Origin of the sequence: Phenylobacterium sp. (assembly GCF_031425575.1) — a bacterium.
GTDB lineage: Bacteria > Pseudomonadota > Alphaproteobacteria > Caulobacterales > Caulobacteraceae > Phenylobacterium.
In genome coordinates this window covers 1-4,769 of sequence record NZ_JANPJP010000242.1, presented here as the reverse complement: position 1 = coordinate 4,769, position 4,769 = coordinate 1, and the positions used below count along the sequence as shown (strand labels likewise).

General features: G+C 69.7%; 5 protein-coding genes. 2 read left to right on the top strand and 3 right to left on the bottom strand.

Annotated elements, in window-relative coordinates; translation table 11 throughout:
- Together RMO97_RS13760 and RMO97_RS13755 are read left to right on the top strand one after the other, a co-directional pair.
- Positions 1-145, top strand: a 145-nt coding sequence (locus RMO97_RS13760; protein ID WP_310541617.1) for a hypothetical protein, incomplete at its 5' end; no start/stop codon positions are given.
- Between the two features lie 79 nt (positions 146-224).
- The gene (locus RMO97_RS13755) at positions 225-1,094 is read left to right on the top strand and encodes a class I SAM-dependent methyltransferase (protein WP_310541616.1); all 870 of its coding nucleotides are present in this window, start codon (positions 225-227) and stop codon (positions 1,092-1,094) included.
- Here RMO97_RS13755 and recQ read toward each other — a convergent pair.
- From recQ to RMO97_RS13740, 3 genes are all read right to left on the bottom strand, one after another.
- Complete coding sequence (recQ, locus tag RMO97_RS13750) at positions 1,091-2,923, bottom strand: DNA helicase RecQ (RefSeq protein WP_310541615.1); 1,833 nt, start codon at positions 2,921-2,923, stop codon at positions 1,091-1,093. The two genes, RMO97_RS13755 and recQ, sit on opposite strands and share 4 nt — an antisense overlap.
- Positions 2,924-2,971: 48 nt before the next feature.
- Entirely contained in the window at positions 2,972-3,436 is a 465-nt protein-coding gene (locus tag RMO97_RS13745; RefSeq protein ID WP_310541614.1) for a BLUF domain-containing protein, read from the bottom strand.
- On the bottom strand, positions 3,358-4,769 hold a 1,412-nt coding region (locus tag RMO97_RS13740), incomplete at its 5' end, for an amidohydrolase family protein (RefSeq protein WP_310541613.1). The genes RMO97_RS13740 and RMO97_RS13745, both read right to left, overlap by 79 nt.

Below are 4,769 nucleotides of genomic sequence, written 5' to 3'. Positions count from 1 at the left end.
CGTCGACGCCCGCACCCTGCTGCAGGTCCGGGTCAACCACGCCGACGACGCCGACGACATGTTCACCCGCCTGATGGGCGACCTGGTGGAGCCGCGCCGCGAATTCATCCAGGACAACGCCCTCGACGCCGAGGTGGACGTCTAAGCTGGACTTGTAACCGCCGCGCGGTTTGGGCAAACCGACCCTCCGCGCGGCCCCTGCCGCCTAGGCCGAAGGTTCCTGCGTGCTGCTCATCGATGAAGCCAAGATCGTGGCGGAGGCCGACGGCCTCGCCGCCCGGGGCGCGACCGTCAACGAAGTCCTGGCCTTCCTGCGGGGCAAGCTCTCCCTGGACGCCTTCGGCATGGTGCTGTTCGACCTGCCGCGGGAGGACTTGCCGGCCCTGTCCAAGCTGTTGCCGCGCATGGCCAGCGCCGACACTCAACGCAATTTCACCGGGGACGCGGGCCTGTCCCTGCTGACCCCCACCGTCAGCTTCATCCGGGCGCTGGCGTACAATTACGCCGCCCTGCGCAATCGCTCGCTCTCGGGCGCCAGGATCCTCGACTACGGCTGCGGCTACGGGCGGATGACTCGGCTGCTCTACTATTTCAGCAATCCCGAGGCGATCTGGGCCGTGGACCCCTGGGACCTGGCGGTCAATCTCTGCCGCGAGGCGGGCCTGGCCGGCAATATCGCCCAGTCGGACTATCTCCCCGCGAGCCTGCCGGCGCCGGAAGCGGCTTTCGACGTGATGTTCGCCTTCTCGGTCTTCACCCACACCTCGCGCAACGCCACCGACGCGGCGCTGGGCGCCCTGCGCAAGCACATCGCGCCGAATGGCCTGCTGGCGATCACCATCCGTCCCGCCGAGTACTGGGTGGTGAACCCCGACTATGCGCCGCAGGCCGCCGCCCATCAGGCCAGGCACGCCGCCGAGGGCTTCGCCTTCGTCCCCCATGGGCGCGACACCGTGGAGGGCGAGGCCACCTACGGGGACACCTCCATGACCCTGGACTTCATCGCCGCGAACTATCCCGATTGGCGCATCGAGGGCGCGGACTGGGCTCTGGCCGACCCCTATCAGCGCTACGTCTTCCTGGCGCCTGCCTAGCCCTCGAACCCCTTCACCACCTCCAGCACCGCCTCGCCATAGCGGGCCAGCTTGCTTTCACCGACCCCGGAGACGGCGGCCAGACGGGGCAGGGACCCGGGTTTGGACTGGGCGACCTCAATCAGGGTGCGGTCGGGGAAGATCACATAGGGGGGCACATGCTGGCGCTTGGCCTCGCCGGCCCGCCAGTAGCGCAGGGCCTCGAACAGGGCCGCGTCGCCGGGATCGATGTCGGCGGCCTCCCGGCGCTTGCGGGGCTTGCCCGAGCGTGTGGTGGGGTCGTGCTCCTCGGGCGCCTTGCGCAGACCCACCCGGCGCTCGCCCCGATAGACCGCCTTGACCCCTTCCGGGTCGGCGAGACCGATCAGGGGGCGGCCGTCATTGGGGTCTTCCTTCAGCAGGCCGTCGAACAGCAGCTGGTCGATCAGGTCGCGCCAGCCATTGACGCTGAACTCCTTGCCGATGCCGAAGGTGGTCAGCCCCGCCTCGAAGCTTGAGGGCTCCTTGGTCTTGCCGAGCAAATGCTCCACCAACCGCCCGCGCCCGAACCGGCCCCCCAGGCGATGCACCGCCGACAGAGCCTTCTGCGCCGCCTGGGTGGCGTCGATGCTCTCGGGCGGCGACAGACACAGGTCGCACTGGCCGCAGGGCTCCACCCCCTCCTCGCCGAAATAGCGGCGCACGGCCGCGGCGCGGCAGTTGGCCCCGTCCATCATGGCGTAGAACTGGCCGACCTTGCGGCGCTGCACGGCCTTGACAGTGTCGTCCATCTCCCGGCCGTCGATGCGGCGGTAGGCCCAGGCCATGTCGGCCGCGCCATAGAGGGTGATCCCCTCGGCCGGATCGCCGTCGCGGCCCGCCCGGCCGATCTCCTGCCAATAGGCCTCGATGGAGGCCGGCGGATCGGCGTGGATCACGAAGCGGACATCGGGTTTGTCGACCCCCATGCCGAAGGCGATGGTGGCCACCATCACCGCGGCGTCGGCCTCGAGAAAAGTCTCCAGCCGCTCGGCGCGAACCGCCTTGTCGAGCCCGGCATGGTAGGCGAGCGCGTTGGTTCCAGCGGCGCGCAGGCTTTCGGCCAGCTTGTCCACCCCGTCGCGGGAGCCGGCATAGACCACGCCGGAGCGGTCGGGCCGCGCTTCGATCAGCTCCAGCACCCGCTTGTGGCCGGCCCCGCGCTTGCGTTCCGCCGACAGGGCGAGCTCAGGCCGGGCGAAACTGGCGACGAACTCCAGGGCGTCCTCCAGCCGCAGTTCGGCGCGGATGTCGTCGCGGGTCCGGGCGTCGGCGGTGGCGGTGACCGCCAGGCGCGGTACGTCGGGGAAGATCTCGGCGAGCCTGCCCAGCATCCGGTACTCGGGGCGGAAGTCATGGCCCCACTGGCTGACGCAGTGGGCCTCGTCGATGGCGATGAGGGCCAGGGGCGTGCGGCGCAGGCGGTCCATGACCGACGAAGTCATCAGGCCCTCCGGGGAGATGTAGAGCAGATCCAGCTCGCCGGCCTCTATCCGCTCCCAGGTCTGGGCCTTCTCCCAGGGCTCGATGTTGGAATCCAGCCGCGCGGCGGCCACACCCGACTGCACAAGGCCCGCCACCTGGTCGGTCATCAGGGCGATCAGCGGCGAGACCACCAGGCCGAGGCCGGGCCGCATCAGGCTGGGGATCTGGTAGCAAAGGCTCTTGCCGCCGCCAGTGGGCAGGACGGCCATGGCGCTACGCCCGGCCAGGACCTCTTCGATCACCTGCGCCTGGCGACCCCGGAACTCGGCATGGCCGAAGGTGCGGCGCAGGATCTCCCGCGCCTCGTCGAGGGAGGCGGATGGCATGGCGGTCTTATGCCGTGCGTTGGTCCCCGCGCGAAGGGGGCTAGAGCATCAGGCTGTGAGCGCCGTGCGGTCCTGGATGCCGCGCACCGCCTTCAGCAGACGCAGGGCCGAGCGGTCGGTGAGCTTGGCCGGGTCAAAGCCGTCGCGCTGAGAGAGGGTCTTGAGAATGGCGTCGTCGGCGGCGCTGAGCTGACGGGCGCACATGTGCCAGTCGCCGAACTCGCGGCAGCTGGCGGGCGCTGCGGAGATCACCCGGCTTTCGGCGTGGCGCGGGTCGTTGAGAATGCGCCGGTAGGTGGTCATGACCGCCTCGGCGGGACCTTCCAGAACCTGGACGAACCAGCCGTCATGCACCAGCAGCAGGCCGGTGATGGCGGCGGCCAGGTTGTTGCGGATCGAGGCGCGGATCAGGGCGTCGATCTCGTCGTCGGCGATCATGTGCGGCGTGAAGGCCTGCCGGCTGATATAGACCAGGCGGTGCAGCGTACGGCTGCTGGAAATCTGTTGGGACATGCATGCTCAGCTAACAGGTTCGGCTTAAATCTCTGTGAAACCAATGTGTCGGCTAGCCTACTCGGCGCCATCTGGCTGCCGCGCAGCAGCCGGCCGGGCAGGGCGCCCGTGGGCTCTCCGTCGCGGTAGGTAACCTGGCCGGCTACGATGGTGGCCAGATAGCCGTCCGCCCGCTGGATCAGCCGACGCCCGCCGGCCGGCAGATCATAGGCGACCGTGGGCGATCTCAGGCTCAGGTTCTCATAGTCGATGATGTTGAGATCGGCCCGGTAGCCCGGGGCGATCAGCCCCCTGTCGAACAGGCCGACGGCCTGCGCGGTGTCGCGGGTCTGCATCCTGATCATGGCCGGCAGCGACAGCTTCGGCCCGCGCGTGCGGTCCCGGGTCCAGTGGGTGAGGTTGGAGGTGGGGAAGCTGCCGTCGCAGATCATCCCCACGTGAGCGCCGCCGTCGGAGAGGCCCGGCACGGTGTCGGGATGGATCAGCATCTCGAAGCTGGGGTCCAGGGAGCCGTCGGCATAGTTGAGGAAGGGCAGGTACAGCATGCCCCGGCCGCCGTTCGACAGCATGTGATCCAGGGCCAGCTCTTCCGGCGCCACGCCTTGCGCCACGGCCATGGCCGCGATGGTGCGGTCCGGCGTCTGCTCGTAGTCGGGCTCGTCGCCCATCAGGAACATGATCCCCCAGTTGCGCGTCATGTTGGCGGCGAAGGCGGGGTCGGCGGCGGCGCCCTCGGCGAACAGCTGGGCGCGGAAGGCCGGGTCGCTGAGCCTGGCGACCCGCTCGGCCAGGGGCTGCTTGGCGATGGCCTGGTAGCTGGGCCGGCTGGTGAACGGGTTGAGGGTCAGTTCCAGTCCGAACAGGATGCCTACCGGCCGCCCCGCCACCTGGGCCCGCATCTGCAGGCCCGCCTCGTTGGCCTCGTGCAGGCGGTCGAGCAGAAATTCGTACTGCCGGGGCTGACGCGGGTTCTGAACGAGCGAGAAGGACAGCGGCCGCCCGGACCGCTCGACGATCCGCCGCAGCATCGCGAACTCTTCGGCGGGGTCGTTGAAGTCGGAGACGAACTGCAGGGCGCCCTTGCCCGCCGCGGCCAGGCCCATGGCGATGCCGGTCAGCTCCGCCTCCGAGGCCGTGAGCGTCGGGGTCGGCTGGCCGTCGCTGGTCCGGTGGTTCAGGGTCCGCGAGGTGGAGAATCCCAGCGCGCCGGCCTCCACCGCCGTCTGGGCCAGGGCCGCCATGGCCGCGATATCGGCCTGTGTGGCGTCCTCGCGGTTGGCGCCGCGCTCCCCCATCACATAGACCCGCAGGGCCGCGTGGGGCAGTTGGCTGC

Excerpts from the sequence above, each read along its gene's own strand:
- recQ (WP_310541615.1), bottom strand. The coding sequence starts at position 2,923 with ATGCCATCCGCCTCCCTCGACGAGGCGCGGGAGATCCTGCGCCGCACC.
- RMO97_RS13745 (WP_310541614.1), bottom strand. The coding sequence starts at position 3,436 with ATGTCCCAACAGATTTCCAGCAGCCGTACGCTGCACCGCCTGGTCTAT.